This window comes from Alteromonas sp. NFXS44 (genome assembly GCF_040148705.1).
GTDB lineage: Bacteria > Pseudomonadota > Gammaproteobacteria > Enterobacterales > Alteromonadaceae > Alteromonas.
In genome coordinates this window covers 604,979-630,581 of the sequence record NZ_JAGDEA010000005.1, presented here as the reverse complement: position 1 = coordinate 630,581, position 25,603 = coordinate 604,979, and the positions used below count along the sequence as shown (strand labels likewise).

The following is a 25,603-nucleotide window of genomic DNA, read 5'->3' as shown; positions in this document are numbered from 1 at the left end:
ACCGGGTGACCGGCACATGCATACAGGAACCTGCGGAATGAATACGCTTACAGTAACGCCGGACTTTTCGCCATGGCGTCAGGGACTGAAGGATGCCCTCCCCTTGTTCGGGGGTTATATTCCGGTGGCCATCTCCTTCGGCTTAATTTCAATACAGACCGGTTTCAGCGTATTAGAAACCATTCTGATCTCAACGTTTATCTATGCCGGTGCTTCTCAATTTTTATTTGTTGCCATGGTGGCATCCGGTGCTCCCCTGCCACTTGTTGTGCTGATGACACTGCTGATTAACGCCCGCCATATGGTTTATGCACCGAACATTGCCAGGTACATGGATTCAGATAAACGCTGGCTACCTTTGATGCACGGCCTTACCGACCAGGTATTTGCACTGGCCCTGGTGCGCTTGCCACAACTGCCCAGAGCACACCGGATGGCCTGGTATACGAGCTTAGGATTACTGGCATGGTTCAGCTGGATTGGCGGTACAGCGCTTGGCGCAGTAGCCGGTGATACACTTACCCAACGCTGGCCACTCGTTAATGAGGCCCTGCCGTTTGCCCTGCCCGCCTTGTTTGCGGTATTAGTTGCCCCGCGCTGTAACAGCATTTTATGGACCACCACTCTGGTCACTGCTGCGGCGCTTTCTATGCTGTGCAAAATAGCCGGTTACCCGAATGCAGCCATTCCCCTTGCCGCCCTAGCCGGCGCCATTGTGTTTTATGCCATAAAAGCAATTCAACCCGGAGACAACCCGAAATGAGTCAGGAAATGTGGCTGACCCTCGTCAGTATTGCTGTTGGCACGTATTTAATCAGACTGCTGCCTTATTTGTGGATGCGCAAAAAACTCGCTAAACATGAGAACGATGAAACAACACCCGATATGCCAGACTGGCTCACCGTATCCGGCCCGGCAATGATAGCCGCCATGCTCGGCAGCTCGCTGGTACCCGTACACCTCACCATCCCATCCTGGACAGCGACAATAGCAGGCCTGCTGGCAACATTGCTTGTGTGGTCGAGAACCCGCTCGATGGGATTACCCACACTCACCGGTGTGGTGGTTTTCGGGGCCGTGAAGGTGGTTTTGGGGTGAGTCATCTGACTCATCGGGGATGATTAACTTTACCGGAGTCTTAAGAAAATCTTTTAGTTTTTTTGTCTGGCGGAATTGACTGGAGGTGAATGAGCCTTTTACATGGCAGGGAATGGTCAGAAGCGGACGTACTGGCAGTTCTTTCAAAAACAGGATTGTACGTATACCGGCCCCTCAGCATACTCAAGATTTAATAGCAGGAACGAACTAGTTGCCGTCAGTGAATAACTTATATTCGAATCGCTGTAATTGACGTGATAGCGGATGGTTAACCCGGTGGACTCCTGTCGTTATGGGGTCTTTTCTTCACAGCATAGCCCGTCCCTAAAAGTAGATCCAATGCAGTATTGTTCGCATTAATATGCCGACAAGTATGCCGGGTAAGGCATACTTGAATATTACTATGATGCGAGTACAGAGACCTAGAAAAATGCCGATGCCGGGTAAATCAAAAGTATGGATGAGAAAGCCAACAGACTTATTGATTTCTCCAGTAGTAATGTTGCTATTTTGCACCAGATCACTTGCTACAACCAAATAAGCGGTCCCCCCGCCCAGATATTTGGCTATAGCTGGCACAACGAAGATCTGAGATATATTTAGCATATGAAGTATCGGGGAAACCAGACGCTCAAATCCTGATACCGCTCCTAGCTGTGTCAATATACCCACGATTGTGATTGATAAAGTCAACATTGGAATGGCGTTAACCGATAGACGAATCGCCTCAGCACCTGCACCATTAATAATGTTAATTATTCCTTTTTCGACTCAGAAGACGTTGGCTCGCCTTGAATTTCGCCACATGTGATGGAAGACAGTTTTTTTGCAGAAAAATACCATGTAAATGATGCTGCACTCAGCCCTCCGGCTATGGAAAACGCGATAGCAACTGGCCAGTTCAGCCCTAGCGGTATCATGGGGTAGAGAATATTACCCTGCCCCATGGCGAGAAGCATAGCTAATGTGGCTGCCAAGTGCCGATCTGAAACACCTCTGCTGAGCATGATCGCGAGCGTTGCAAGCGGCGCTGCAAAGCTAATAAAATTCATCTGAACCAGCGCTAAGGTGCTCATGCCGGTTAACCCGAATGGTTTTAAAATAGGCGCCAGCATCTTTACAAGAACAGCCATTACGCCTATTGCCTCCAGCACTTTCATCAGGCAAAGCATAACCACCATTACAGGCAAAAGTGTATACAGCGCTATATCTACTGACGATTTACCAGAGGCAATGACAATCTCGATAAGGGACATCTTAAAGTCCTGTTAGCTAACCGGTACTGTGAAAGTTTGGGGAATTTATTAGGCACTTGGTTTTAGAGCAAAAACGGCATCAATCTGAAGGATCATGCCGAAAGTAAGTGAACTTACCCCCATCACTGAGCGCGAGTGATAACCTCTTTCATCCAAGACATCGACAAGTAATTCAGAACACCCATTAAGAACTGAGGCATGGTCTTTAAAGTCTTCTGTAGCATGCACCATACCCACGATCGTCACTACTGAATCAATGCACGATAAGTCACCCATAACTTCTTTAACAACAGAACAGCAAGAAGTTGTAATGCAGTATTACTTGCTGCACGGTAACCGTCATTTGTTTCCAGCCCATCTCCTAATTTGCCGGTGAGAAAATGCCCCTTGCTATCTCTTGGGCCTTGCCCTGATAGATACAGCATGTTTCCAACTTGAGTCGCTGGGCGGTAGAGTCCAGCGAGCTTTGGTGCAGGTGGTAAAGTAATATTCAACGACTTGAGCCTTTGTTCTGGAGATTCCATAAATAAATCCTCGTAAATGCGTTTAGTAAATTTTCCTTGTAGCGCCTGATACTCTTATGCCGGAACCTTTATCAGAGTAAATTTCCGCATTTAACCGAGAGGGCATACCCATGTCATCGCCTTGGTGAACTGTTATTGATCCGCCGTGTGGCCAGTTGATATCTCTAAGATATCCACCCAGCGCAGCGGCAGCGGCACCCGTCGCAGGATCTTCAAAAACGCCCCCGGTAGGAAATGGATTCCGCGAATGAAATACCGTGTGACTCTCTGGATAAATCAGGCTAAAAGTCACTAAACCAGCGCGTTTTGACAAATCTGCGCCTTGCTTCTGGTCGTAATTCATCAGTTTTAATTTGTTTCTATCGTTAAGAATAAGGATGAGATGCGTTCCTCCTGCAAAGGCTATTGCTGGCGGGAGCCGCGTATCCAAATCTTCTTTATTAAGCCCAAATAAAGTCAGGGTTTCCTGTAATAGATTTGGCTCTAATGATTGACTGTAGGTGGGAGGGGATACAAAAGATGCTCCCCAACCGTCATCTGAAAAGTATCCTTCTACGCAGATTTCTGCGTGATTAAGTGTAAGGCTAAACTCTCCGGCTCCAATGTTTTTTGCAAGGACAGCACCAAGAGCTATCGTGGCGTGTCCGCAGAAGTCCACTTCTACTTCCGGCGAAAAGTAACGTACTCTCCACCCTTTATTTGATGGCGTAGCAAATGCGGTTTCTGAATAGCCAATCTGAGCGGCGAGGTTCTGCATAACGTCTGGATTTGGCATTGTCTCGCACAATACAACTCCGGCTGGATTTCCACCCGATGAACCGTTTGAAAATGCCGATATGCGCTCAATATTCATTTTACTTTCCTTCTATACTGGGTGTTTGAAGAATGATTACCAAACAATTGAGTCAAAGGAGGCAACTAGATCGATTTCAACCAAAGCTCCTTGAACCGCAAGTTGTGAAATTACTGTAGACCGAGCAGGACGATGGTCACCAAATGCCAGAGCATAGGCTGAATCAAACGACTGAAAGTTATTTCTTTCAGTCAGCCAAACTCCAGCTTTGACGACATTTTCTGGGCGCAGATTATGTTTAGCTAACTCCTTAAAGTGCTTAGCAAGAATAAACGCCGTTTGTTGCTCGATACCTCCAGAAATATTGCCGTCAGTATCAAACGCGAGTTGACCAGACAAAAACAATAGTGAGCCTGTTTTTATAGATGTAGACAAATGCGCCACTCGAAATCTCCCATGTGATAACTTGCCAGTTGATTAATTTGACACGAAGGAGATCACCCTTCATACGCAATCTAAGAGCAATATAAGGTTTGATGAAGCAAATGCTTCAAAGTAGGAAGTAGTTTGTCAGGCTGCAAAATAATACGCAATACGCTCATATTGCATTTTAAAACTGCAAATTATGCAGCAATTAGCTTTTATGAGTTTGACCAAGGTGAAGGTTGGAAAAGCGACGATATCCAATTAACAAATACTTCAGTGCGTGCTGATACATAGTGGCGTGATGGGCGCACTAGGTAAACACCCCCATCACCATCAAATGTCCATTCAGGAAGAATTCTTAATAGCTTCCCCTGTTCAATATCTTGGGCAACAAGCCATTCTCCCGCGCCCAATATACCTATACCAGCCCTTGCAGCCTCTAGCATGGCAATACTATCATTTGTGAGTAGCGTTCCGTTGGTTCTGATTGCCTCTGTATTATTTCCGTCGGATAAACGCCAAATTGGGTAGGAGTGTAAGCTAGGGTTGCCTATACAATTATGTGCGAGCAAGTCTGTTGGTGTAAGCGGCTGGCCGAATTGTTTAAGGTAACTGGGAGAGGCGGCTAGAATTCGCTTATGCCTCGTTAGCTTTCGCGCCAGAAGCCGACTATCCGATAAATGGCCAATTCTTATGGCTGCGTCAAACCCACCTTCAATAAGATCGACATAATTATCACTGTAGTTTATATCCAACTCCAACTTTGGATACATAGCCATAAAACTGGGTGTTTGGTGCGCTAACCATAAACGCCCCATCGTGGCCGGAAATGCGAGTTTTATTCTTCCGCCAAGTTCTGCGGCCTCTTTTACTACCTCATCCTGAGCCTCAACTATAAGGTCAGTTGCGACTTTATACTTTTCAGCAAGGAGTTTAGCAGCGTCAGTCAGTTGGACTTGACGTGTTGAGCGCTCAACCAAACGCACACCTAAGCGCTGCTCCAATGCAGCGATCCGCTTGGAGATTATTGTTGAATGTCTGCCAAGACTTTTCCCCGCAGCTACGAATGAGCCATTAGATGACACAGCAATCAATGCCGCTAGCTCATCAAAATGTTGGCCGTCAATTGGTGTCATAATAAATTCAGATTTAACATGAATACTAATACTTATCATATCTGAATATAGATACTTCTTTTAAGCCATTTTTTGCGGGCTTATGTCGTTACAGCTTCTGAGAAAGGGATACTCAATGATAGGTTTATTCGAACCTCTTTGTTGAAAATTTTTATTAGCTACCTCAAAAAGACATATTGCTGATGTCAATACCGTTCTATTCAACAGTATCAAACTTGCTTTTTCACCAATGATGTCGGGCGTCCTATTTGCTATACGAAGATCTAGTTTGAGCGTCTGCTTCGAATTAAAATCGAAGCTACGTTATACCGTATCCACCGTTTGCTGTTGGAAAAAATAGGACGTCTGGTATTAATCTTTTGAAGGTCCGTTTCTTGTCTTAAGCTGTCTATCAAAGGCCTAGTAACGATTTCCGCTATTCGCTCCAAGCAGACATCGAAAAACTCGCATATTTCTGTAAACGGTATCACTCAAAAACCCTCTCCATATCAAACTACCTGCTAAGCCTCCTCATAAACACCCATAGATGCAAACATTTTCATCCCGCCTTAAAAACTTCACTTTACACAGCCAAAATACTGTATATATTTACACGTACTGTATAAACATACTGCGGTGAACACATGCTGGTTAATCTGTCGATCAAAAATTTCGCTGTTGTTAAGCAATTATCTGTCAATCTTGAGTCGGGTATGACGGCCATCACCGGTGAAACCGGTGCGGGTAAGTCTATTGCCATCGATGCACTCAGCCTTTGTCTCGGTGAGCGGGCCGATGCCGGCGCGGTGCGTAAAGACGCGCCTAAAGCTGAAATCGTTGCCCATTTTAATCTGAAAGGCCACAAAGCTGCGTTGGCCTGGCTGGATGAGCAGGAATTACTGGATGAAGATGACGACAGCTGTTTTGTGCGCCGTGTCATTTCCCGCGAAGGCAGATCGAAAGCGTTTATTAACGGCACGCCGGTATCGCTGCAACAGCTGAAACAGTTCGGCCAGTACCTCATTGCTATCCATGGCCAGAACACTCACCTTCAGCTTTTGAAAGATGACTACCAGCGAAAATTGGTGGATCAGTATGCCGCGCATCCTGCGTTGCTGAGCGCCGTGTCAGATAACTACCGCTTGTGGAAGCAAAAACAGTCGGAACTGAAAAACCTGGAAACACAGGCACAACAGCGTGCTGACCGCCAGCAGTTGCTGGCCTACCAGGTACAGGAGCTGGATGAGTTTGCCATTGAAGACGGCGAATTTACTGAACTGGAAATTGAGCACCGCAGGTTGAGTAACGGCCAGACATTGCTGGAACAGGCGCAAACAAGTTTTTATAACCTGTATGAGAATGACGAGGGTAATGCGTTATCCATTATCCAAAATGGTCTTGACCGTCTGTCTGAGCTGGAAGAACACGACAGCGCCCTGACGCCGATTATTGCCTTGCTGAACGAGGCCTCAATTCAGGTAGAAGAAGCGGCCAGAGAATTACGCAGCTATTGCGATGATCTTGAAATAGATCCTCTGCGGCTGCAACAGGTGGAATCCCGTTACAGCAAAGCCATGGAACTGGCACGTAAGCATACTGTGATGCCTGAAGAACTGTTCGGGCATCATCAGGCACTGGCGGCAGAATTTGCCGGTCTGGAGCAGGATGAGAATCGTCTTGAAGATTTACAGCATGAGGTCGTTGAAGCAAAAGATACTTACCGTCAGGCCTGTGAGGCACTTTCAGCTTCAAGGCAGGTTGCTTCGGTTAAGCTGGCAGAAGCGATTCAGGGGCAAATACGTCAGATGAATATGCCTCATGCGGTAATCGATATTGCTGTCGATTATCAGGAAGACAAAACGCCTGTGGCGTCCGGTCTGGATGATGTGACTTTCCTGGTATCCACTAACCCTGGTCAGCCGGCAGACAAGCTGGAAAAAGTGGTATCGGGCGGTGAACTGTCGCGTATCGGGCTTGCCATTCAGGTACTGACCAGCGACAAACACGCAACACCGACCATGATTTTCGATGAGGTCGATACAGGGATCAGCGGCCCTACCGCCGCCATCGTGGGTGGTTTGTTACGCCGGCTGGGTAAAGTGAGTCAGGTCATGTGTGTTACGCACTTACCTCAGGTTGCTGCACAGGCCCATAACCAGTTGTTTGTGACCAAGTTCAGTGATGGTAGTACAACAGAAACTCAGATGTTGCCATTAACGAAGCAGGACCGGATAGACGAACTGGCCCGGTTGCTTGCCGGTGACAAGGTAACCGAATCAGCTCTGGCAAATGCCAGAGAACTGTTAGAAAGTGCAGAATCGAACTAATAAGCGGTTGATTGGTCATAGGTGATTGGGTAGCATGCTGTCGCGCATTATTTTGCGACAGCCGCATTCTGACACTGGTTTGCCGGCAAAGGTAATGCCTGTCACTATAATCAAAGCATAACTGGACAAGCTCACGCATGAAGTTGTATCAAATCGCTATTTTGTTAACCGCTGTATTTTTCACCACTGCCTGTAACAACTGGATCTACCGGATTGATGTACCACAGGGCAACTTTCTGGACGAACGTGACGTTAAAAAGCTGCGTGTTGGCATGACCAAAGAGCAGGTTGTTTATGTTCTGGGCCACCCTGTTGTTGAAGACTCTTTTGATAAGAGCACATGGTATTACGTGTACGATATGAAGCGCGGTATGTCCAAACGCGGTGAAGATTTCCAGAAGCAACTGGTACTTAATTTCGACGGTAATGTGCTGACCACCGTAGAAGGTGACTTCGAATTGTCAGAAGATTTTAATACCCCGCTCGATCAGTAAGCATTTTTGGTCCGGAACACCAAAATGTGGTGTTCCGTACTACTCCCGGATACGCTCTCCCCTTCCCCCTGCACGCCAAAAATCCATAACCTCCTGATTTTAAATACATAATCACTTTTGGCTCAGCAATTGCTGAACTTGTCATACTTTTTACACTCATTCGTGTGCGGTTATTGCTCATTATTAAGTGAATCCTTCCCGGCAAAATCGGGACTATTAACGCCATACCGGACACACATCACTACAAAACGGAAAATAGAATGCTAAACAGGAATCGCTCAATTATTGCTTTATCACTTTTATGTGCTGCCACGCTATCAGGCTGTGTAATCAATGTCGGGGGTAACGGTGATTATCACGATGGCGGCGATGTAAGCAGTGTGCTGGGATCGGTAACCATCTATGAAGGCCGCCATGCTGGTGATGTGTCTTCCGTCAACGGAGACGTGACTTTGCAAACATTTACTGTTGCTGAAGATGTCAGTACGGTGAATGGCAATATCAGTATTGCAGATAACGCTGCAATCAATGATGCGAGTACGGTTAACGGCGATATCAATGCCGGTAAAAACCTGAATGTGTTTGGTGATATGTCTACGGTAAATGGCAATATCGGGCTTTCTGTGAATAGTCTGGTGGAAGGCGATTTGGAAACAGTGAATGGCGACATTACGGTGCCGGATGGCGAGATAAAAGGCTCAGTCTCAACACAAAACGGTGATGTCAGCTTGTCAGGCAATACCCGGATCTACGGCGACATCGTATTTGAAGAAACTGAAAATGGCTGGATGAAGAAAAAATCCGAACAACCGGTGCTTTCAATCACGGAAGATGTGGTTGTTAACGGCAACATCATTTTAGAGCGCGCCGTTGTACTTGAGCTTGCTAACCCTGCGCTGGAAAGCAAAGTAATAAGACGCAACAACAGTAACCGCAGCTAATCCTTGCAGGCCGGACAGAAATACATCTGTCCGGCCTTTTTGGTCATTTACCGGTCAACATGACGTCCAGCCAGACCAGGCGGTGATCAGAACTCGCTTCACGATCTTTCACCAGACGGTACAACGGGCTGGCTTTTTCGGGCCAGAAAACACCGCTACCGGTCACTTCAAAGCCATATCTTGACGGTAAAACGTAATCTGCCCTTGCCCCCCAGTGTGCAGTGAACCTGCGGCTGTATGGCTCTGTTGAATGTTCACGGCCACCTTCACTTTCCGGGATAACGTTGCCGTTCACATAACGGTTATCAATAAGCTGTTCTATGACGCCGGGCCGGTGTTTATCACCCGCATCGGCAGCGTTGAAATCGCCCGCCAGTACGAAACGGGTGTTTTCCGGCAGGCCGGATTGTTTGCCCTCATCATCAGTAATATATTCGCCTTTATCCGGAGACAGATAGTCAGCCATCAGCCTGATTTCATCATGGTTCCGCTTTCCGTTTCGGTCTTCATCACCATCGAAATTAGGCGGTGTGGGATGCATAGCAAGTACATGCACAATGCGGCCATTAACGTTAACGGGTATATCCCAGTGAGACTTGGAGCTTAACCGGAACTCGGCCCATTCCTCTTCGTTATACCAGGGAGTATCTGTGGTTGGGTCAACGGGCTTCTGAGCACCGGGCATATCTTTCCACTTAAATGTCTGCAAGCTGTGCACCTGATCATGCACGACGGGATATTTCGACAATACAACCATGCCATACTGGCCGGGATACAAGCCAAATCCCCACGCATCACCGCCTGTTCCGGTCGCTTTACCATCGTTATCCAGATCGAAAGGAGACGGCTCACCGGTGTTCACCGGCGCGAGATAAACGTACGGGTAATCGATAGCAGGTTGCCCGTGCTGGCTGACATTCAGATAATTTTGAATAAAAGCCCGTACACCATCGCTCTGCGATTTAATGTAATCAAACTCATTAAGCAAAATAATATCCGGCGCGGTGCGCTGAATGATCTCAGCTATATTTTTGACCTGCGGATTATTGCCATCTGACAGCACCTTTTTAAGCACGTCATCACCGGGCGGAAGCCCTGAAGAAGGGTAATTCGTCGACTCCATACTTACGTTAAAAGTAGCCACTCTTAATGTATCAGATGACTCTGTTCTCCCGTGTTCGGCCGGGAACATAGAGCGGATTTTGTCTACCGGCAGAGCTTTTACACTCCCGTGAAAACCTTCCACGTCCTCAGCCATCAGCAGACTGTTATAAATGGCTTCCTGCGTTGCTTCAATCACCGCCTCGAATAAAGGTGAGACCTGACTGTTCGCCATGACAGTGGATGAATGCGCCGGCGACTGCTCGTCACGACGTAATGCATCTGCGTTAGAAAAGGCTATAACATAATCACCTGAGCCGTTTGTCAGGCTGGCACCGGTTCGCGCAACACCGGCCATGGCCCGCTTTGCCAGCCTTTCCAGATTGCGGTCGTCCAGCGGTGCGTCTGTTGCAACCACGATCATGATGGAGCCGTCAGCAGCGGTATCGTTATTCAGTTCGTTATACAGGTAGTGCTGATTGAGCGCTTCCCCGGCTTTCAGGCCGTCAATATTCAGGATGCCGCCAAAGTTACTTTGTACCAGCACACCGACTGTGTATCCGCCCAGTGATGCAGGCAACAAACGGCTGCTTGTACCAATTCCGCCTTTCCATCCGAAGGCGCGGGTACCGCTGCCGGCACCATTATTTCCCTCTGCAACCGGGCCACTTTGCGCAGTATTGATAGCCTGAATCACATCAGCTTTCGTTACAGTTCTGCGGCGGATGTCGTTAAGAAATCCGTCGTTGGTTTCACCTACGACAGCGTTCACCGATGCCACGTCTTCATTCCCAGGTTGTGCCAGCGTCCATTCCACCACACCGGCAATACCTTCAGCCACATTCAGTGTATTAGTAAGCACAACGGGTGTTTCAATTTCTCCCAGCTCACGGATTTGACTGATCCCGGCCATTTTGCCGTATCCATTGCCCACGTATACCGCAGCCGGTACCTTACGCTGCCGTAAATTGCCCTCTGCCGGAATAATGGCTGTCACGCCGGTGTGAACGTCTTTTCCGTTATGAAGGGTTACCTGCCCCACCCGTACGCCTGCGACATCAGTAATACTGTTCAGTTTTCCGGTCGCAAGTACACCCGGCGCTATGCCAATTTCACGGGCTCTGACCTGCTCTGCGTCTGCGCTGATATGCATAAGCGGCAACACCAGCAGTAACGCCGGAAGAATTCGTTTTCTCATGTTGTTTTCGTTTTTTATAAATAGAAATGGGGAAGGAAAAGTGTCACACGATAGTGCAAAAAACTCAAAAGGAAGACGGCTACGTACCGGTTATAAAAGACTGATGGCATGTTCAATTAAAAACAGACAGGCACCAATCAGCCCGCCCACCAACGTACCGTTAATACGCACTTTTTGCAGATCTTTACCGATGTTCAGTTCAATTTGTTCCGCCATCTGGTTGTCATCCCATGCCAGAATGGTTTTACGGATATGATCAGTAAGAAAATCTGCGAGCTCCGGCGCCATCGCTCTGGCTGCTTCTGCAATGTGTGCATCAATAGCGTTTGCCAGTTGCTCATCGTTTGCCACCGATTTACCAGCTTCCTGCAGTGCATGGGATAAACGGCCTGTGAACTTGCCGTCTGTGGCTGCAACATCATCGATTAACCAGCGTTTCACGTCGCCCCACACCTGAAACAAGTACTGCTGAAGGGTATCGTTGTTCAGCAACTGGTTACGGATATTTTCCAGCTTCTCTGTCATAGCAGGGTCGGTTTCCATCCTCGCGGTGAAGTCCTCCAGCTGGCGGTCGAAACTCTTGCGTACCGGGTGTTCGCTGTCATTGGCAATATCCGCCAGAATGCTCACAATGGCTTTGGAAGCGATGTCAGCGCCCTGCTCGCTCAACCAGGTGGTCGGCAATATTTTCTCCAGTCGCCGGTACTCTGCTTTCAGCCAGCTATGTAGCTTTTCAGCAATAAACATCTGACTGTCAGGCCGGTGAGCAAGCTCTGCGATTTTATAAAGCAACTGGTCCAGCACCTCCTGATGTCGCTTATCACGGGTCAAAACCCGTAACGTGCCGGCCGCGAGAGGTGAAAGATCCATTTTCAGCAGAGCCCGCTTCACTCCGCTTACCATCATGTCCTGAACGGGTTTATCATCCAGCGTGTTAATGATCCCCACCAGCGAGCGCGCACCGAAGCGACTCAGACGATCTGCGTTTTGAGGCTCGCGCAACCACCTTGCCATTCCCTGAGCAGGACGGGCATCATTTACCAGTTTTTCGATAGCGACTTCATTGAAGAATTTCTCCTTCACAAAGCGGGACAAATTACCGGCAACCGCCGCTTTGTTATTCGCTACGATATTCGTGTGAGGGATTGGAAATCTGGCCGGAATGGGCCTGAACAATGCGCTGACGGCAAACCAGTCAGCCAGCCCGCCAACCAGCGCAGCTTCTGATGCCATCTTAATGAGTCCGGCCCAGGCGGGCCATGGCGTTATCCACTGCCGGTACTCGGCCAGCGTCGCAAGAATAAAGACAAACGCAGCCCCCACCAGCCAGAAATGCGCGATGCGTTTTGCACGCCGGAGCTGCTGCTGTTTATTATCCGGTAGCACGTTTGTCCTTGTATTAATATTGCCTTACTTACCTGACTGCACGTCATCAGGCGTATACATCCTATCCACTATATGGTGATGAAAGTGCAGCCGGCAAACCCTTTATGACAATTACGGGTGGTTAAATGTAAAAGGATATTAATCCCACTGCGGCGCGAAATCCGGATCCACGATACGTTCGCCGTTATCCAGCTCATCAATGCGCGCCACATCATCTTCTGACAGCGTGACAGCGGTATAATCGAAGTTCGCCTGCAAATGGTCCTTATTCGTTGATGAAGGGATGGCATGGATACCTTTTACTTCCATCCACGCCAGTACAACCTGGGCAGGATTGGCTCCGTGCGCGTCAGCAATGGCTTTGAGTTCATCATTTTTCATGACTTCGCCCACCGCAAAGGGCATATAGGCGGTAGTAGAAATACCAGCCTGCTTACAATGTTCAACCACCTGACGGTTTTGCATAAACGGGTGAAGCTCTATCTGATTAGTGAGTATCTCGCCCTCTCCCAGAATCTCAACCGCTTTGTCGATTTGTGCCATAGTGAAATTCGACACACCGATATGGCGCGTTAAACCTTCTTCTTTAGCCTGCTTCAGTGAGGCTAAATATGACTCCATGGGAATATGATCATTGGGTGACGGCCAGTGGATGAGCAGCAAGTCAACATAGGCCATTTTCAGTTTGTTCAGACTTTCATGCACAGACGGAATGAAGTGACCCTTATCAAGATGGTCGTGCCATACCTTGGTGGTCACGAACAGTTCTTCACGGGGAAGACCGGCAGTTTGAATTGCATTGCCGATTTCTTCTTCGTTGCCATAAAACTGGGCGGTATCGATATGGCGGAAGCCGGTGGAAAGCGCATCTGAAACTGTTTTTCTTGCTACCTCTCCTTCTAAACGAAACGTACCTACACCTAATTGAGGCATCGATTGCATTATCTTCTCCTGTTTTATGAATTCACCTTGTCTACGCTAAGACATTGAATACAGATTACTTCACTTTCTTCAGGTATTGGTTTTAATACTTGCATGCCAACGGTCTTATCGTGCAAAGGCAAATGCATTGATAGGCTTGTACTACGACTAAAGTTTAAGTGAACAGGACGAATACGATGCGACGCGCTATCACTCTTCTCGCTGCCGTATTGCTTTCAGGTCAGGCTTTTGCGGCGAAAGACACTTTCTTTGTAGGTGTTGAAGACAGTTCAGGCAGACAGGTCCACCCGGTGAACGGTGGCAAATATCAACCGGTACTCGATGCTGTGATGACAGCATTTGCTCTTGAAGAGGGCTTCGAACTGGAATATGTGCCCCTTCAGGGCGACGCGTACGATCAGTGGTTTAAAGAAAACACGATTGATTTCCGCTTTCCGGATCATCCCCGCTGGTCTGCCACAGACGGCACGCTGTTTTACAGTCAGCCTGTGGTCGGTATTTGTGAAATCACCCGTGTGTTGCCTGAAAATCAATGGATGCGAATTCCCGACGTGACTGCACTGGGTATTATTGAAGATCAGCCGGTTTCCAGTGACTGGTTAGAACAGGAACGTAAAGGCTACACAAAAATAGTGTCATTCTCTGACCCGACACACCTGGTAAAAGCGCTGGTTGATGGTGAAGTTGATGCCATTATCACAGACAGCGAACAGCTGAATGATGCAACTGCAGCACTGAAGCTGTCAGGTAAACGCATTGTGGCATCAGCACATATTCAGGATAAGAAAGAGAGCCTGCGGATTTCCAGTGAGCAGTATCCGGCGATGCTGGAAAAATTAGATGAATTTCTCAAAACGCACCGCGGGCTGATTGCTCAGGTTGCCCGCCGGCACGGTATTGATAACGGGCGTGCCTGTCTAAAGAAACGCCCTTCCCGTCAGTCAGAGCTGGCTGACTGATTACGTTGATGAGACTGCCGTGTACGGTGTTTTTTCACCGAGCGGCGCATACGGGTAAGGCGGGCATGATCCAGTTTACCCTGTCTTACATCCACCAGCGTTTGTGTTTCATCGTCCAGTTGCACCAGTTTACGAAGGGCATTTAACTGCTCCAGCGGCAGCTCTACCCAGGCACCCTGCGGTAAACGCTTTTGCAACTCCACCGGTCCGTAGCGCACGCGAACGAGACGGCTGACCTGCATTTCCTGAGACTCCCACAAGCGACGTACCTCTCGGTTACGGCCTTCAGACAACGTCACGTTATACCAGCGGTTCATGCTATCTTCTTCACCGGCAGGCTTAGAACGGGCTTTGATTTCAGTAAACCGCGCCAGACCATCTTCCAGTTCAACCCCTTTGGTCAGCGTGTTCAGGGTTTTACCGGACACTTCACCGAATACGCGTACAGCATACTCACGTTCTACTTCACATTTAGGGTGCATTAAGCGGTTTGCCAGTTCACCGTCATTGGTGAACAATAACAGGCCACTGGTATTGATATCCAGCCGGCCTACGGCAATCCAGCGTCCCACGCGGATAGCAGGCAGACGGTCAAATACTGTGGGGCGGCCTTCAGGATCGTGACGGCTGCATAATTCACCTTCCGGCTTGTTATACATCAATACACGGCATACCGGTTTTTCTGCCTGACGGGATAACAGATGACCGTCTACACGGATTTGCTGGCCGGGTTCAACACGGTCGCCCAGTGTCGCCATTTTGCCATCTACCGATACCCTTCCGGCTTCTATCCACCGTTCCATTTCACGGCGGGAGCCCAGTCCCTGGTTAGCCAGGACTTTTTGCAACTTTTCACTCATTTTCTTCTCGCTTTTGTTCAGCGGTTTCAATCGCACGGTCGTCGTCAGACGGTGCCTCCAGTGTAGCCGTCGCAGGCGGCTGTTCGTTGTCTTCAAGCCCTTCAAAAACCTCAGATCCGGGTAAATCGGCCAACGACTTTAACGAAAAATAATCCAGAAACTGTCTGGTAGTGGCATATAACGACGGTTTGCCCGGCACTTCTTTGTGCCCTACCACTTTGATCCAGTCTCTTTCTGTTAGGGTACGGATAATATTACTGCTGACTGCCACCCCGCGCACCGCTTCAATTTCGCCGCGGGTTATGGGTTGACGGTAAGCAATTAACGCCAGCGTTTCCAACATTGCGCGGGAATAACGGGGCGCGTTTTCCTGCCACATGCGGCTCAGCCAGGGGCTTAAGCTGTCCAGTGACTGAAAGCGGTATCCGCTGGCCACTTCAACCAGTTGAATTCCTCTGGGCTGATAGTCCAGCACCAGCTCTTTGAGCACCTCGTTCAGCGCCCTTTCACTGACTGTAAATTCAGCCAGCACAGACTCACGCAGTGCCAGTTTAGTCATAGGCGCATCGGCAACAAACAGTGCGGCCTCGACCAGTTGCTTAAGCTGGACTTTATTAATCTTCTTCATGACGGCCCAATTTTACATGAATTCTGGCAAATGGTCCTGTCTGAACGCACAATAAAAGCTGTTCTTTTACTAATTCCAGAATCGCCAGAAAAGACACCACCACACCTGCTCTGCCTTCTTCCGGCGTGAATAACGCATCCAGCGGTGTGTAGGTCTCACTGTTTACCATAGCCAAAATCTGGCTCATGCGCTCACGGGTACTCAGCGCCTCCCGCTCAATTGTATGATGTTCAAACGCGGCAGCCCGCTTCATGGCATGGCTGAATGCCAGCACAAGCTCCTGGAGAGACACATCCGGCTCTATCCGCACCGGTTGCACACTCAGAGCCACATCTGCCTTCACAGCAAACACATCCCGCTCCATACGGGGTTGTTCATCCAGCGATTGTGCAGCTTCTTTAACGGCTTCGTATTCTCTTAACCGGCGGATAAGTTCCGCTCTGGGGTCTTCTTCGTCTTCCGGTTCATCGCTTCGCCTTGGTAGCAGTAACCGTGATTTTATTTCAGCCAGAATCGCTGCCATCAGCAAATATTCGGCAGCTAATTCCAGCTTCAATGTTTTCATAACCTCTACATACTCCATGTACTGCGCCGTAATGTCTGCCACAGGTAAGGTTACGATTTCAAATTTCTGTTTGCGGATAAGATACAGAAGAAGGTCCAACGGGCCTTCAAAGGTTTCCAGAATGACTTCCAGTGCATCAGGGGGAATGTACAGATCTGACGGCTTTTCAATGACCGCTTCACCATTGATAAACGCCAGTGGCAAAGGTTGCTGAACGGGGTCGCTTACTGCCGCCGGCGTTTGTTCGTCTGTCATCTTACGTGCTGTTCGTCCGTGCTATGATTGTTTTACAGGAACGGTGACGGGTCGCCACTGCCTTCCCTGATCACTTCCGCATTGCCTTCAGAGAAATCGACAATGGTGGTGGGATCTTCACCAAGATACCCGCCATGAATAATCAATCCTACCTGTTTTTCCAGCCTGTCGCGGATTTCATCTGGATCAGACTCTGCCATTTGTTTACCCGGCAGGATCAACGATGTGGACATCAGCGGTTCATTAAGGGTTTCCAGCAACTTAAGTGCAATCACGTTATCCGGCACACGGATCCCGATGGTCTTCCGCTTGGGGTTTTGTAACCGGCGGGGAACCTCACGGGTGGCCTTAAAAATAAAGGTATACGGGCCGGGTGTGTTGTTTTTTATTTGCCGGAAGGCGGTGTTATCCACTTTGGCATAAAACGATAATTCGGACATATCACGGCACATCAGAGTGAAGTTGTGATCGTGTTCGATTTGCCTTATCTGGCAAAGGCGCTCCAGCGCTTTTTTGTCTTCCATCTGGCAGCCAATGGCGTAGCCGGAATCAGTGGGATACACCACCACCTCGCCCTGACGTATTAACTCCACAGCCTGATTTAATAATCGCTGCTGTGGATTTTCAGGATGAATATAGAAAAATTGACTCATTACAATGTCCTGTTACTGATGTGCTGGCAGTGCCCAGTCATGCCAGACTGGCTTGAGGTGAGAAGCAATACCTAAATTACGCCCCAATTCTGTCCACCTGGACGGGAAGTGAAAATCAGAACCCGCCGAAGCCAAAAGATTGTGCTCGCTGGCAAGCTCGTTGATAAGCTTTTGCTTGTCAGGATTAATACCGGGAAAAGCCGTTTCGATGGCCTGTCCACCGTGATGTGCAAAATCATTGACCAGACGGCGCAACCATTTTGCCGTTATGTCATAGTGGGCGGGATGAGCAAGTACAGCCTGACCACCGGCAGCACGAATATGAGATATGGCTTGTTCCATGCCCGGCCATACAGCCTTAACGGCGGCCCGTTTTCCTTTTCCAAGGTACTTTTTAAAGGCGGCATCCATGGTAGCAACACCATATTCATTCACTAATACGCGTGCAAAGTGTGCACGGGTCACCTGCCCGACTCCGGTAAGATTCAATGCTTTTTCAAGCACACCGTCAAACCCGCACTTTTCCAGCTTTTCACCAATTTTAACCGCACGTTCCTTGCGTATTGCACTTTGCTCAGCCAGAAAACTGTTGAGTGATGCATCTTCCACATCCACATTTAAGCCGACGATATGAATATCGAACCCGTGCCAGGCGGTGGAGATTTCAACGCCGTTAATGATCGTCATCGCACGCTTTTGCTTTGCCTGGGTTTGATGGGCAAGCGGTAATCCGTCGAGGGTATCATGGTCGGTAATGGCCAGCACATCCACCTGCATGGTGTGCGCGCGAAGCACCAGCTCTTCCGGCGTTAAATGGCCGTCAGAAAATTTTGTATGACTATGTAGATCGATTTTCAATGTCTTATGCACATTTACGGTTGACACAACTTCGTTTTTGTTTTCTTCTATAGGGCATATTATACGTACTAACGCCTTCGATGCCTATCGAAGTTTATGACAGAGAAATCATGCGTAATCAATTGTCAATCAGCACTTTAGTAAAAGCAGTTTGGTGGTGGCACTCCCTGAAGTAACGGGCGGTGTACGCGTGAGTGCGTAAATGAACACAATAAAGGCCCGTTTAACGGGCCTTTTTTTTTAATCGCAGTTGGAGAAAATGCGACAATGAGTTTAGCGGAACTGGGCACCCAGCCCGGCAAAGTGGAAACAATCGAACAGTCAGGTACCTACCTGAACGATCCGTTAGCCGCCTTTGCCCACCTTTGTGCCGGAAAATCAAATGCACTGTTGTTAGAATCAGCAGAAATTGACAGCAAGGACGACTTGCAAAGCCTGCTGATGGTAGATGCCGCGATGCGCCTTGTGTGCAAAGGTAATCAGGTTATCTGCACTGCACTGACCCCCAACGGCGAATCGGTATTACCGCTGATTGAAGCGCAGCGCCCGGACAACACCAGTGTTGTCAGAGACGGTGCAACGGTAACGCTCACCTGCCACGCCGCGGATGATGCCCTGGATGAAGACAGCCGGCTGAAAGCGGCCAGCGTATTCGACGCCCTGCGATTACTGGTTCAGAAAATCACGCCAATCCGGCAGCATCCACACGCCGTCTTTCTGGGTGGTGTATTTGCTTATGATCTGCTGGCCACGTTTGAAAATCTGCCTGATGTACCCGATGGCGAAAATGACTGTCCGGACTTTGTATTCTATCTGGCAGAGACCTTACTCACAGTCGATCATCAAACCCGCCAGACCCGTTTAATCGGCAGCGTATTCAGCGGCCCTAACGTGGCGCAAAGTTATTTTGATGTGGCACAGCGACTGGAGCGGCTGCAGGCCAGACTCACAGATATACCTGCGAGCACTGCCACTACCCCGCCAGGGGCACAGGATGCTATGGATGTGGATGTCGACAAAGACGATGAAACCTATAAGCAGGATGTTGTCGACTTAAAAGCCAATATCCTTTCCGGTGACATTTTTCAGGTTGTACCTTCCCGCACTTTCTCCTTACCTTGTCCCGACCCGTTAACCGCCTACGCTCAATTAAAAATCAGTAATCCAAGTCCTTATATGTTTTATATGCAGGATGCAGACTTTACTATATTCGGCGCGTCACCTGAGTCGGCAATCAAATACGAGAAATCATCGAATCAGGTGGAAATTTACCCCATCGCCGGTACACGCCCCAGAGGCAAACGGGCGAATGGTGAAATCGATCCGGATTTGGACAGCCGCATTGAACTGAATTTGCGTGAAGATGACAAAGAGAAAGCCGAACACATTATGTTAGTCGACCTGGCCCGTAACGATGTGGCGAAAGTAAGCCGTCCGGGCACCCGTTTTGTGAAAGACCTGCTGAAAGTAGACCGCTACTCTCATGTGATGCACCTGGTTTCCCGTGTCGTGGGTCAGTTGCGTGACGATCTGGATGCGCTCCATGCTTATCAGGCCTGCATGAACATGGGCACCCTGGTCGGCGCACCGAAAGTCAGTGCGGCCACATTAATCCGCCAGGTTGAAAAGAAACGCCGGGGAAGCTATGGCGGCGCTGTGGGCTACTTAAACGGAAACGGCGATATGGATACCTGTATTGTTATCCGCTCAGCGTTTGTGAAAAACGACCGTGCCTATATTCAGGCAGGCGCCGGTGTGGTTTACGACTCAGATCCCCAGTCTGAAGCCAATGAAACCCGCACCAAAGCGCAGGCTGTCATCAACGCGGTTCGCCGCTCTTTGAAACAGGGAGCCTGATCATGAAAGATAAAATCACCGTTTTTCTGCTCGATAATGTAGACTCCTTCACCTATAACCTGGTTGACGAGCTCCGGGCACTGGATTTACACATCATTGTGTACCGTAACACGGTAGATGCGGACATGCTGTTCACCCGCATGCAGCAGGAAGCAGAAAAAGCGCCGGTATTGCTGTTATTGTCGCCGGGTCCGGGAGCACCCCATGAAGCCGGTTGCATGCCCGCACTGATTAAAAAGGTACAGGGTGTTTTTCCGGTATTGGGTATATGCTTAGGTCACCAGGCTATCGTGAGTCATTACGGCGGCGTGGTCGACAGGGCCAGAGAGGTAATGCACGGCAAATCATCGCCCGTCAGTCACTCCGGCGAGGCCATGTTTTCAGGTCTGGCTAACCCGCTGCATGTGGCCCGTTATCATTCTCTTGTGGCTACATCATTACCGGCAGGGTTAGAAACCATTGCCAGTTTTGGGGACACCACCATGGCGGTCTATCACCCCGAAGATAAAATGCTTGGTTTCCAGTTTCACCCTGAGTCAATTCTCACCGCAGACGGAAGCCGTTTACTACTGCAAAGTATTCATTATTTAACCGACAAGGAGTTGGAACATGTATGATGCCTCTCCCCTGCTGGACCTGTTATTTGCTAAAGAGCATCTGAGTCAGGCGCAGTCTTTTGCTTTATTTAACAGCATTATGCATGGCGAACAACCTGATCTGATTCTGGCAACTGTGCTTACCGCATTAAAGCTGAACGGCGAATCCCCCAATGAAATCGCCGGTGCTGCCAGTGCCATGGTGTCAAACGCGCTGCCTTTCCCCACGCCGGACTATCCGTTTGCGGATATTGTCGGCACCGGCGGTGACGGACATAACACCATTAATATTTCCAGTGCGGCGGGTGTAGTAGCCGCCAGTTGCGGCGTAAAAGTCGCCAAACACGGTAACCGCAGTGTTTCCAGTAAATCCGGCTCTGCTGATATATTCAGACAGTTCGGTATTAATCTGGAAATCAGCCCTGAGACAGCAAGACAATGTCTGGACGATGCGAACTTCTGCTTTCTGTTCGCACCGGTTTATCATTCCGGCATGCGTCACGCTGCGCCCATCCGCGCAGCACTGAAAACCCGCACCATTTTCAACATTCTGGGGCCGCTGGCAAACCCTGCCGGCCCTACCCATGGTTTATTCGGTGTGTATTCTCCGGAGCTTCTTGAACCTTATGCCCGCACGTTAATGCTGCTCGGTCAGCACCGTGCCATGATTGTTCATGGTGACGGACTGGACGAACTGGCTCTGCACGGCGAATCTCACATCATCGACCTAGAGCATGGTGATTTACGCACACTGACCGTGACGCCTTCAGACTTCGGCTTACCTTCTTATCCTCTTGAGGCCATAGCCGGCGGTGAACCGGATGAAAACCGCAAAATGGTGGAAGCCGCTCTGGCCGGCGAAGGTCAGGAAGCACACCGGGCCGCCATCGCAATGAATTGCGGCGCGCTGTTGAAACTTACCGACACCGTGACCACATTCAAAGACGGTGCGGAAATGGCCATGGAAGCCATGAAACAGGGCAAACCGTTAACCACGCTTAACGCCGTGGCAAAAATCAGTCATCAGGAGAGCAGTAACGATGAGTAATGTGTTAGAGCGCATCGTCGCCGATAAACGTGTGGAGTTAGAAGCACGTATGGCAGCAATGCCGTTAGCCACGTTTAAAGATTCACTGACACCTTCAAATAAAAGCTTGTTCGATGCATTAAGTCAGCCGGATGCCGGGTTTATTTTTGAATGTAAAAAGGCATCGCCGTCAAAAGGGCTCATTCGCCCTGTATTCGACCTCGACGAAATTCTTGCCGCTTATAAACCTTACGCAGCAGGCATTTCAGTGCTGACTGATGAAAAGTATTTTCAGGGCAGTTATGACTATCTGGCTTATGTGACTGAGCGGGTGTCGCAACCGGTACTGAACAAAGACTTCTTTGTTAACGAGTATCAGGTTTATCTGGCCCGTCATTATAACGCTGATGCTATTTTGCTGATGCTGAGCGTGCTGGACGACGACACTTACCGCAATCTCGCCAGCCTGGCTGACAGCCTGGCGCTGGATATTCTTACCGAAGTCAGTAACGAAGAAGAAATGCACCGCGCCATCGCGCTGCAAGCGAAAATCATCGGCATTAATAACCGTGATCTGCGGGATTTGTCTACCGACCTCGCCACCAGCGAAAAACTGATCCCTATGCTGGACAAGGCAAGTCATGATTTCGTTGTGATTTCTGAATCCGGTATTTACACCCACCAGGATGTACGCCGCTTAGCGCCGCTATGCCAGGGCTTTCTGGTCGGCAGTGCACTGATGGCACAAAAAGACTTACCCGAAGCGGTGCGCGCTCTCATTTACGGCGACATCAAAGTATGTGGCCTGTCCCGTGCAGAAGACGCTAAAGCTGCGTTTGACGGCGGCGCAAACTATGGCGGTCTCATCTTCGCAGAAAAGTCCAAACGTTGTGTAACGCAGGAGCAGGCGCACACGATTACTGAGACAGTGCCGTGCCGTTATGTGGGCGTATTTGTCGACCAGCCTGTGGATGATATTGTCAGCGCCGCGCTTACACTTAGCCTGTTTGCCGTTCAGTTACACGGTAGCGAAGATACGGCTTTCCGCCAGACATTGCGGGCGGCACTGCCTGCTGAATGCCAGATTTGGCAGGCGGTTGGCGTATCCGGGGACTTACCGCCGCACCTCAGCGATTTGTTGGGCGAAACCGTAACAGATCGCGTACTGCTGGATTGTCAGGTAGGTACGGAAAAAGGCGGTACGGGACAGTCATTCGACTGGTCACTGCTGGACAATGTGACAGACAAGAAAAAACTCATCGTTGCCGGCGGCATTCATGCCGGTAACCTGGTCGCTGCGCTCGAAACCGGCGCGGGCACCATAGACGTAAATTCCGGAGTAGAAGATGCTCCGGCACAAAAATCTGCTGAAAAGCTGGCGGCGCTGTTCGCAACAGCACGACGCTATTAATTGATGATCAACAGGATTATTCATGAACCAACTTGAATCAAAATTCGGGGATTTCGGGGGCATGTACGTGCCCGAATTGCTTATTCCCGCGCTAGACCAACTCGAGAAAGAATTTATTGATGCCAAAGAAGATCCGGCATTTCAGGAAGAGTTTTCGGCACTGCTAAAAGATTATGCAGGTCGTCCTACGGCGATGACACTGACGCGCAATCTGGTAACAAACCCCAAGGTTAAGCTGTATCTGAAGCGTGAAGATTTACTGCATGGCGGTGCGCACAAAACCAACCAGGTATTGGGTCAGGCACTGCTGACTAAGCGTATGGGCAAAACCGAAGTCATTGCCGAAACCGGTGCCGGTCAGCACGGTACGGCGACAGCACTTGCCTGTGCACTGCTGGGTCTGAAATGCCGCATTTACATGGGTGCGAAAGATGTTGAGCGTCAGGCACCAAACGTGTTCCGTATGCGTTTAATGGGTGCAGAAGTCATTCCAGTGAATGCTGGTTCAGGCACACTGAAAGATGCGGTTAACGAAGCACTCCGTGACTGGTCTGCCAATTACGACAAAGCGCACTATCTGCTGGGTACCGCGGCCGGCCCTCACCCGTTCCCGCATATCGTACGTGAATTCCACCGCATGATTGGTGAAGAAACCCGTGCACAGATCATGGAAAAAGAAGGCAGATTACCGGATGCCGTGGTCGCCTGTGTTGGCGGCGGCTCGAATGCTATCGGCATGTTTGCTGACTTCATCGACGAACCTTCTGTGAAGCTAATCGGTGTCGAGCCTGCAGGTAAAGGTCTGCACACCAAAGAACACGGTGCCACCATTTGTACCGGTTCGAAAGGCATTCTGCACGGTGCATACACGTATATTATGCAGGACAAGCAAGGCCAGATTGAAGAAAGCTACTCGGTATCTGCCGGTCTGGACTACCCTGCTGTTGGTCCTCAGCATGCCTATCTTGCGGATACCGGTCGCGCTGAATATGTTGCAGTTACTGATGAAGAAGCGCTGAATGCCTTCCAGTTGCTAGCCCGCAAAGAAGGTATCATACCGGCGCTTGAGTCTTCCCACGCGCTGGCCCATGCGCTCAACATGGCGGACGAGGCAGAAGAAGAAACCATTATCGTGGTGAATTTATCGGGTCGCGGCGACAAAGACCTTGGACACGTGATCAAGATTCTGGGAGAAGATTTTAATGGATCGCTATAGTGATATGTTCGGCCGGCTGAACGCTGGGAATCGCGGTGCGTTTGTTCCTTTCGTCATGATTGGCGATCCGGATATCGACACGTCTGAAAAAATTATTTGTCAGTTGATTGAAAGCGGTGCAGACGCTCTTGAACTGGGTATTCCCTACTCAGATCCCATTGCTGATGGCCCGACAATTCAGGCTGCAAGTATTCGTGCCCTTGGCAACGGCGTTACACCGGATGCCTGCTTTGAGATGCTGTCCCGCGTCAGAGCAAAATACCCCGATGTGCCTATGGGATTGTTGTTATACAGCAACCTGGTGATGGCCAAAGGGATCAAAGCTTTTTATCAGCAGGCACACGATGCCGGCGTTGATTCAATTCTGGTAGCGGATGTACCGCTTCGCGAAGCTAAACCCTTTATTGACGTAGCCAATGAAACCGGCGTTGCCCAAATTCTCATCGCGCCGCCTAATGCAACAGAAGAAACCTTATCGCAGATTGGTGAACACTCACGCGGCTACACTTACTTATTAGGCCGTGCTGGTGTTACCGGTGTGGAAACCGCTGCAGATATCCCGGCAGAGTCATTAATTGCCAAATTATCGGATTATGCATGTGCACCGCCAATTCTCGGCTTTGGTATTTCAACACCGGAGCAGGTGTCGACAGCCATCAAAGCCGGCGCTGCTGGCGCAATCAGTGGTTCTGCTACCGTTAACATCATTGCCAAACATTTAGATGATGTGCCGGCCATGCTCAGCGCACTTGATGCCTTTGTTACCGGCATGAAAGCCGCTACGGAAAAATAAGGGAAGAAATACGATGTTCTATATGATTTGTGCAACAGATGTGGAAAACAGTTTGGAAAAGCGCCTGGCCGCCCGCCCTGCTCACCTGGCACGTCTGAATGCGTTAAAAGACGAAGGCCGCTTGCTGATTGCCGGCCCCTTCCCTGCTATCGACAGTGAAGATCCCGGTCCTGCCGGATTCACCGGTTCTCTGGTTGTCGCTGAATTTGACTCAGTGGAAACCGCGCAAGCCTGGGCTGAAGCCGACCCGTATGTGGAAGCCCGCGTCTATGACAACGTAGTGGTAAAACCCTACAAGAAAGTATTGCCGTAACCGGTTACGGA

Annotated in this window: 26 protein-coding genes and 1 pseudogene; 13 read left to right on the top strand and 14 right to left on the bottom strand. The window is 49.4% G+C overall.

All coding sequences use genetic code 11. The features are described from left to right. Positions 1–37 precede the first annotated feature (37 nt). Both J3369_RS08100 and J3369_RS08095 read left to right on the top strand, forming a co-directional pair. Positions 38–763, top strand: coding sequence for an AzlC family ABC transporter permease (locus J3369_RS08100; protein ID WP_349585637.1), 726 nt, complete (start codon positions 38–40; stop codon positions 761–763). Next, positions 760–1,098: an AzlD domain-containing protein gene (locus J3369_RS08095; protein WP_349585635.1), complete on the top strand. Its 339-nt coding sequence runs from the start codon at positions 760–762 to the stop codon at positions 1,096–1,098. Before J3369_RS08100 ends, J3369_RS08095 begins: the two co-directional genes overlap by 4 nt. 755 nt (positions 1,099–1,853) lie before the next feature. Here the strand turns inward: J3369_RS08095 and J3369_RS08090 are convergent. The 5 genes from J3369_RS08090 to J3369_RS08070 all read right to left on the bottom strand — a co-directional run bounded on the left by J3369_RS08090 (position 1,854) and on the right by J3369_RS08070 (position 5,272). Next, on the bottom strand, positions 1,854–2,354 hold the full coding sequence (locus tag J3369_RS08090) for a nucleoside recognition domain-containing protein (RefSeq protein WP_349585633.1): 501 nt from the start codon (positions 2,352–2,354) through the stop codon (positions 1,854–1,856). A gap of 245 nt (positions 2,355–2,599) precedes the next feature. Then, positions 2,600–2,878, bottom strand: a complete 279-nt coding sequence (locus J3369_RS08085) for a RidA family protein (RefSeq protein WP_349585631.1) — start codon at positions 2,876–2,878, stop codon at positions 2,600–2,602. Positions 2,879–2,900: 22 nt separating this feature from the next. Continuing rightward, the gene (locus J3369_RS08080) at positions 2,901–3,731 is read right to left on the bottom strand and encodes a PhzF family phenazine biosynthesis protein (RefSeq protein ID WP_349585629.1); all 831 of its coding nucleotides are present in this window, start codon (positions 3,729–3,731) and stop codon (positions 2,901–2,903) included. Positions 3,732–3,767: 36 nt separating this feature from the next. Then, a complete protein-coding gene (locus J3369_RS08075; protein ID WP_349585627.1) occupies positions 3,768–4,115 on the bottom strand; it encodes a RidA family protein in 348 nt (115 codons plus the stop codon). A 197-nt stretch (positions 4,116–4,312) separates the two neighbouring features. Then, a complete protein-coding gene (locus J3369_RS08070) occupies positions 4,313–5,272 on the bottom strand; it encodes a LysR family transcriptional regulator (protein ID WP_349585625.1) in 960 nt (319 codons plus the stop codon). Between the two features lie 584 nt (positions 5,273–5,856). Between J3369_RS08070 and recN the strand changes: the two genes are divergently transcribed. From recN to J3369_RS08055, 3 genes are all read left to right on the top strand, one after another. Continuing rightward, positions 5,857–7,539, top strand: a complete 1,683-nt coding sequence (gene recN / locus J3369_RS08065; protein ID WP_349585623.1) for a DNA repair protein RecN — start codon at positions 5,857–5,859, stop codon at positions 7,537–7,539. A 137-nt stretch (positions 7,540–7,676) separates the two neighbouring features. Next, the gene (locus tag J3369_RS08060) at positions 7,677–8,033 is read left to right on the top strand and encodes an outer membrane protein assembly factor BamE (protein WP_119500908.1); all 357 of its coding nucleotides are present in this window, start codon (positions 7,677–7,679) and stop codon (positions 8,031–8,033) included. 260 nt (positions 8,034–8,293) lie between these two features. Continuing rightward, the gene (locus tag J3369_RS08055; protein ID WP_349585621.1) at positions 8,294–8,974 is read left to right on the top strand and encodes a DUF4097 family beta strand repeat-containing protein; all 681 of its coding nucleotides are present in this window, start codon (positions 8,294–8,296) and stop codon (positions 8,972–8,974) included. A 43-nt stretch (positions 8,975–9,017) separates the two neighbouring features. Here the strand turns inward: J3369_RS08055 and J3369_RS08050 are convergent, their stop codons facing one another. The 4 genes and pseudogenes from J3369_RS08050 to dkgB all read right to left on the bottom strand — a co-directional run bounded on the left by J3369_RS08050 (position 9,018) and on the right by dkgB (position 13,601). Next, positions 9,018–10,166, bottom strand: a complete 1,149-nt coding sequence (locus J3369_RS08050; RefSeq protein WP_349586215.1) for an endonuclease/exonuclease/phosphatase family protein — start codon at positions 10,164–10,166, stop codon at positions 9,018–9,020. A 45-nt stretch (positions 10,167–10,211) separates the two neighbouring features. Continuing rightward, positions 10,212–11,228 (bottom strand): annotated as a pseudogene (locus J3369_RS08045) (P1 family peptidase); the annotation flags it as partial. A 135-nt stretch (positions 11,229–11,363) separates the two neighbouring features. Continuing rightward, the gene (locus J3369_RS08040) at positions 11,364–12,659 is read right to left on the bottom strand and encodes a DUF445 domain-containing protein (RefSeq protein WP_349585619.1); all 1,296 of its coding nucleotides are present in this window, start codon (positions 12,657–12,659) and stop codon (positions 11,364–11,366) included. Positions 12,660–12,797: 138 nt separating this feature from the next. Further along, a complete protein-coding gene (gene dkgB / locus J3369_RS08035; protein WP_119500904.1) occupies positions 12,798–13,601 on the bottom strand; it encodes a 2,5-didehydrogluconate reductase DkgB in 804 nt (267 codons plus the stop codon). A 176-nt stretch (positions 13,602–13,777) separates the two neighbouring features. On the opposite strand from dkgB, the gene J3369_RS08030 reads away from it, so the two are divergent. Then, positions 13,778–14,560, top strand: a complete 783-nt coding sequence (locus tag J3369_RS08030; RefSeq protein ID WP_349585617.1) for a type 2 periplasmic-binding domain-containing protein — start codon at positions 13,778–13,780, stop codon at positions 14,558–14,560. Here the strand turns inward: J3369_RS08030 and rluB are convergent. From rluB to J3369_RS08005, 5 genes are read right to left on the bottom strand one after another with little or no spacing between them, the layout of a single operon-like run. Beyond that, positions 14,539–15,420: a 23S rRNA pseudouridine(2605) synthase RluB gene (gene rluB, locus J3369_RS08025; protein WP_303574620.1), complete on the bottom strand. Its 882-nt coding sequence runs from the start codon at positions 15,418–15,420 to the stop codon at positions 14,539–14,541. The two genes, J3369_RS08030 and rluB, sit on opposite strands and share 22 nt — an antisense overlap. Next, positions 15,413–16,048 (bottom strand): SMC-Scp complex subunit ScpB, encoded by a 636-nt coding sequence (gene scpB / locus J3369_RS08020; protein ID WP_349585615.1) that lies wholly within the window; start codon positions 16,046–16,048, stop codon positions 15,413–15,415. The genes rluB and scpB overlap by 8 nt, the downstream gene beginning before the upstream one ends. Continuing rightward, positions 16,035–16,868, bottom strand: coding sequence for a segregation and condensation protein A (locus tag J3369_RS08015; protein WP_303574621.1), 834 nt, complete (start codon positions 16,866–16,868; stop codon positions 16,035–16,037). The genes scpB and J3369_RS08015 overlap by 14 nt, the downstream gene beginning before the upstream one ends. 32 nt (positions 16,869–16,900) lie before the next feature. Further along, a complete protein-coding gene (locus J3369_RS08010; RefSeq protein ID WP_349585613.1) occupies positions 16,901–17,521 on the bottom strand; it encodes an L-threonylcarbamoyladenylate synthase in 621 nt (206 codons plus the stop codon). A gap of 12 nt (positions 17,522–17,533) precedes the next feature. Then, positions 17,534–18,379, bottom strand: a complete 846-nt coding sequence (locus tag J3369_RS08005) for a PHP domain-containing protein (RefSeq protein ID WP_349585611.1) — start codon at positions 18,377–18,379, stop codon at positions 17,534–17,536. 267 nt (positions 18,380–18,646) lie between these two features. Between J3369_RS08005 and J3369_RS08000 the strand changes: the two genes are divergently transcribed. From J3369_RS08000 to J3369_RS07970, 7 genes are read left to right on the top strand one after another with little or no spacing between them, the layout of a single operon-like run. Beyond that, positions 18,647–20,236: an anthranilate synthase component 1 gene (locus tag J3369_RS08000; RefSeq protein ID WP_349585609.1), complete on the top strand. Its 1,590-nt coding sequence runs from the start codon at positions 18,647–18,649 to the stop codon at positions 20,234–20,236. Positions 20,237–20,238: 2 nt separating this feature from the next. Then, positions 20,239–20,853, top strand: coding sequence for an aminodeoxychorismate/anthranilate synthase component II (locus J3369_RS07995; protein WP_303574624.1), 615 nt, complete (start codon positions 20,239–20,241; stop codon positions 20,851–20,853). Next, entirely contained in the window at positions 20,846–21,880 is a 1,035-nt protein-coding gene (gene trpD / locus J3369_RS07990) for an anthranilate phosphoribosyltransferase (RefSeq protein ID WP_119500896.1), read from the top strand. The genes J3369_RS07995 and trpD overlap by 8 nt, the downstream gene beginning before the upstream one ends. Further along, positions 21,873–23,270 carry a bifunctional indole-3-glycerol-phosphate synthase TrpC/phosphoribosylanthranilate isomerase TrpF gene (trpCF, locus tag J3369_RS07985; protein WP_349585606.1) on the top strand — a complete coding sequence of 466 codons (1,398 nt, stop codon included), beginning with the start codon at positions 21,873–21,875 and terminating at the stop codon, positions 23,268–23,270. The genes trpD and trpCF overlap by 8 nt, the downstream gene beginning before the upstream one ends. A 22-nt stretch (positions 23,271–23,292) precedes the next feature. After that, positions 23,293–24,486, top strand: coding sequence for a tryptophan synthase subunit beta (gene trpB / locus J3369_RS07980; protein WP_349585604.1), 1,194 nt, complete (start codon positions 23,293–23,295; stop codon positions 24,484–24,486). Further along, positions 24,473–25,279 (top strand): tryptophan synthase subunit alpha, encoded by an 807-nt coding sequence (gene trpA / locus J3369_RS07975; RefSeq protein WP_303574628.1) that lies wholly within the window; start codon positions 24,473–24,475, stop codon positions 25,277–25,279. Before trpB ends, trpA begins: the two co-directional genes overlap by 14 nt. 13 nt (positions 25,280–25,292) lie before the next feature. Next, positions 25,293–25,592: a YciI family protein gene (locus J3369_RS07970; RefSeq protein ID WP_349585602.1), complete on the top strand. Its 300-nt coding sequence runs from the start codon at positions 25,293–25,295 to the stop codon at positions 25,590–25,592. Positions 25,593–25,603: the final 11 nt, after the last annotated feature.

Excerpts from the sequence above, each read along its gene's own strand:
- J3369_RS08095 (WP_349585635.1), top strand. The coding sequence starts at position 760 with ATGAGTCAGGAAATGTGGCTGACCCTCGTCAGTATTGCTGTTGGCACG.
- J3369_RS08085 (WP_349585631.1), bottom strand. The coding sequence starts at position 2,878 with ATGGAATCTCCAGAACAAAGGCTCAAGTCGTTGAATATTACTTTACCA.
- trpA (WP_303574628.1), top strand. The coding sequence starts at position 24,473 with ATGGATCGCTATAGTGATATGTTCGGCCGGCTGAACGCTGGGAATCGC.
- scpB (WP_349585615.1), bottom strand. The coding sequence starts at position 16,048 with ATGAAGAAGATTAATAAAGTCCAGCTTAAGCAACTGGTCGAGGCCGCA.
- J3369_RS08080 (WP_349585629.1), bottom strand. The coding sequence starts at position 3,731 with ATGAATATTGAGCGCATATCGGCATTTTCAAACGGTTCATCGGGTGGA.
- J3369_RS08060 (WP_119500908.1), top strand. The coding sequence starts at position 7,677 with ATGAAGTTGTATCAAATCGCTATTTTGTTAACCGCTGTATTTTTCACC.
- J3369_RS08010 (WP_349585613.1), bottom strand. The coding sequence starts at position 17,521 with ATGAGTCAATTTTTCTATATTCATCCTGAAAATCCACAGCAGCGATTA.
- J3369_RS08055 (WP_349585621.1), top strand. The coding sequence starts at position 8,294 with ATGCTAAACAGGAATCGCTCAATTATTGCTTTATCACTTTTATGTGCT.
- J3369_RS08030 (WP_349585617.1), top strand. The coding sequence starts at position 13,778 with ATGCGACGCGCTATCACTCTTCTCGCTGCCGTATTGCTTTCAGGTCAG.
- J3369_RS08015 (WP_303574621.1), bottom strand. The coding sequence starts at position 16,868 with ATGACAGACGAACAAACGCCGGCGGCAGTAAGCGACCCCGTTCAGCAA.
- J3369_RS08070 (WP_349585625.1), bottom strand. The coding sequence starts at position 5,272 with ATGATAAGTATTAGTATTCATGTTAAATCTGAATTTATTATGACACCA.
- trpD (WP_119500896.1), top strand. The coding sequence starts at position 20,846 with ATGTATGATGCCTCTCCCCTGCTGGACCTGTTATTTGCTAAAGAGCAT.
- J3369_RS07970 (WP_349585602.1), top strand. The coding sequence starts at position 25,293 with ATGTTCTATATGATTTGTGCAACAGATGTGGAAAACAGTTTGGAAAAG.
- J3369_RS07995 (WP_303574624.1), top strand. The coding sequence starts at position 20,239 with ATGAAAGATAAAATCACCGTTTTTCTGCTCGATAATGTAGACTCCTTC.
- recN (WP_349585623.1), top strand. The coding sequence starts at position 5,857 with ATGCTGGTTAATCTGTCGATCAAAAATTTCGCTGTTGTTAAGCAATTA.
- J3369_RS08000 (WP_349585609.1), top strand. The coding sequence starts at position 18,647 with ATGAGTTTAGCGGAACTGGGCACCCAGCCCGGCAAAGTGGAAACAATC.
- J3369_RS08090 (WP_349585633.1), bottom strand. The coding sequence starts at position 2,354 with ATGTCCCTTATCGAGATTGTCATTGCCTCTGGTAAATCGTCAGTAGAT.
- J3369_RS08050 (WP_349586215.1), bottom strand. The coding sequence starts at position 10,166 with ATGTTCCCGGCCGAACACGGGAGAACAGAGTCATCTGATACATTAAGA.
- trpCF (WP_349585606.1), top strand. The coding sequence starts at position 21,873 with ATGAGTAATGTGTTAGAGCGCATCGTCGCCGATAAACGTGTGGAGTTA.
- rluB (WP_303574620.1), bottom strand. The coding sequence starts at position 15,420 with ATGAGTGAAAAGTTGCAAAAAGTCCTGGCTAACCAGGGACTGGGCTCC.
- J3369_RS08100 (WP_349585637.1), top strand. The coding sequence starts at position 38 with ATGAATACGCTTACAGTAACGCCGGACTTTTCGCCATGGCGTCAGGGA.
- dkgB (WP_119500904.1), bottom strand. The coding sequence starts at position 13,601 with ATGCAATCGATGCCTCAATTAGGTGTAGGTACGTTTCGTTTAGAAGGA.
- trpB (WP_349585604.1), top strand. The coding sequence starts at position 23,293 with ATGAACCAACTTGAATCAAAATTCGGGGATTTCGGGGGCATGTACGTG.